This is a genomic window from Deltaproteobacteria bacterium, from assembly GCA_009930495.1.
GTDB lineage: Bacteria > Desulfobacterota > Desulfovibrionia > Desulfovibrionales > Desulfomicrobiaceae > Desulfomicrobium.
In genome coordinates this window covers 1-2,462 of sequence record RZYB01000275.1, presented here as the reverse complement: position 1 = coordinate 2,462, position 2,462 = coordinate 1, and the positions used below count along the sequence as shown (strand labels likewise).

Genomic DNA, 2,462 nt, shown 5'->3' with positions numbered 1-2,462 from the left:
GGAATAGACCCCGGAAATGGGCGCGGGCCGCAGATCGAACAGGCCGGGCGCGGAAAAGCCGAACAGGACATGGGCGTCGCGGAATGCCGCCGGGTCGATATCCGGGGTCTGGCCTTCCCGCAGGAGCAATTCACTGCGGATGATGGCCGCCGCGCTGTGGATTTCATAGGTCCCGGCCGGGGTATGGAAATTGATCAGGGCCTGGCCCTCGCCATCCAAGGGCAGCAGACGGCCGTCCAGGCGCGGGCCTCGGTCCGTCGCCTCGATCCGCGCTCCCGGATGGGCGGCCAGATAGGAGGCCAAGGCCAGGGACGGCACGACGCGACCGTCAAACAGACCGAACAGCCCGATGCGGCGGTAAACCCCGTCCGGGTCCGGGTCCTGATGGACATTGCCCAGGCCCGCCGCGCGTCGGGCCAGTTCCGGGACGGGAAAGCTGGCCCTGGGCAGGCTCACATGGGCGCGGGCCGCATCGCCCAGCGCTGCGGACAGGTCCGGCAGAACCGCCAGGGGCGCGCCCTCGGGCCAGGTCAGGGCGTCGCCCGTTTCCCGCCCCAGAAACACGGGCAGGACCATGCGCCCGAACTCCTCCCCGGCCCGGCCCAAGGTCTGGTCGTCGGCCACGCCGTAGCTGGACGGCTCGGTGTAGAGCACGTCGAAGGCCACGCTGGCGGCTCCGGCCCGGCGGCAGAAATCGAGAATCACGGCGTACATCTCGCGCGGCCAGGGCCAGGACAGGCCGTTTTCGCGCGCGGCCCAGTCCAGGCTGGCCTGATCGAGCATGATGACCCGGATGGGCGGCGCATCTGAATAAGGGGCGGCCAAAAGCCGGGACCGCCAGTCAAAGGTGCGGGTCTCGAAGGAATCGAGCATTCCGGCCCCGAACAGCCCCCAGGCCAAAACAATACCGATGGCCGCGGCCAGCAGGGCCTGACGGATACGGCGAATAGTTTGTGATGTGGCGTGCATGATAAGAAAGCCCCGAAACCGCAGGGTTCCGGGGCTTTTGAAGTTAGAGGGAAGCCAGGGCCCGTTTGAAGCGGGCGGCGCGGGACGCGGGTTCGGCCGAGGGCGTGCGCTGTCCGATCTGGACCAGCTTTTCCAGGCGGTCGGCGGGTGCCGGGTGGGTCGAGGCGAAATCCGATCCGCCCGGAGTCAGGCGGGTCTGCATGGTCCGCAGCATGACCGCCAACCCGGCCGGATCGTACCCGGCCCGCGTCAGGATGGTCACGGCTCCCTGATCGGCCTGATGCTCGTAGGACCGGGAATACCCGTTGTTGACCATGGTGGTCATGACATCGCCCACGGAATCGGCGAAAATCCCGGTCAGCTCGGCCAGTTCCGCGCCGGCCAGATGCTTGACCGTCTCCCCGCCGATGACGCCCAGGGCCTGGGTCACGCGGGACTTGCTGATGGCGCGCAGGGCGTCCTTGTTCTGCACGTGGGCGATCTCATGGGCCAGGACGGCGGCCAGGGCCGTCTCGTCCGGACAGCACCGGATCAGCCCGCGCGTGACCAGGATAAGCCCGCCGGGCGCGGCAAAGGCGTTGATCTCGTTCGAATCGACGATCTGAAAATGATACCCGCCATAGGTCAACGGCAGGTCCGAGAACAGGGCCAGGGACTGGCCGAGGCGGTTCACGTAATCGTTGGCGGCCTGGTCGTTCAGGGGCCGATAGGTGGTCAGCAGGCTGGCCGTCACGGCCCGGCCGATGTAGTATTCCTGCTCCGGCGTGAAATCCTCCATGCTCTTGGCCACGGCCACGCCGCCCTTGACGGCCGACTCGGCGTATCCGCCCACCGGCCCGCCCAGGCCCTGGGCGATGCCGCCCAGAATCTCGGCTTCCTTGCACCCGACGATTACCAGCAGGGCCGCGCCCAGAATGAGCATCGCGCTTGTACGGAGTTTCATTGCGCGCCTCCCTGGGGTTTGACCCCGCCGTCCTTCAGAAAGGCCATCAGCGTTTCCGTCGGCACGGTGTTGCGCTCCATGCGGTCCACGCCGGCGAAGTCGCCGCCATGAGACTGCCGGTATTCCTTTTCCACCTGGGAATTAAAACCCTTGCCGGCCAGGGCCATTTCCTGCCCGGACACGCTGGACGGAGCCCCGGACCCGCTCTGCAAGTCCAGATCGGCGGAAGTCAGGGCCGAGGCGTGCATCCAGCCCCCGACCCCGGCAAAGGAGACCTGGCTCCAGTCCCCGCGCTGCTCCAGGACATTGACGCTCTGTCCGTACCCGGCCTTGCCCACGATCTTGCCGACAAAGGACGGGGTGGACCGAACCTGCCCCTCCTTGACCTGCACGTTCATCACCTGGGCCGCGAAAGCCGTCACGACCGCCAGGGTCAAGCCGGCGACAACCGCGCACCCGCTGTGCTTCCAGTTCATAAAAATTCCCTCCAGAATTATTCGACGCAGGCCGAAAAACAGACCCATTTTTCACCCTTGGCGGCTATAGAATG

The 2,462-nt window shown here is 66.7% G+C and carries 3 protein-coding genes; all 3 read right to left on the bottom strand.

Going from position 1 to position 2,462, the window contains the following annotated elements; all coding sequences use genetic code 11:
* On the bottom strand, positions 1-969 hold a 969-nt coding region (locus tag EOL86_13675; GenBank protein ID NCD26623.1), incomplete at its 3' end, for a CHASE2 domain-containing protein.
* 43 nt (positions 970-1,012) lie between these two features.
* Positions 1,013-1,912: a peptidase M48 gene (locus EOL86_13670; GenBank protein NCD26622.1), complete on the bottom strand. Its 900-nt coding sequence runs from the start codon at positions 1,910-1,912 to the stop codon at positions 1,013-1,015.
* The gene (locus EOL86_13665) at positions 1,909-2,388 is read right to left on the bottom strand and encodes an SH3 domain-containing protein (protein ID NCD26621.1); all 480 of its coding nucleotides are present in this window, start codon (positions 2,386-2,388) and stop codon (positions 1,909-1,911) included. Before EOL86_13665 ends, EOL86_13670 begins: the two co-directional genes overlap by 4 nt.
* Positions 2,389-2,462: the final 74 nt, after the last annotated feature.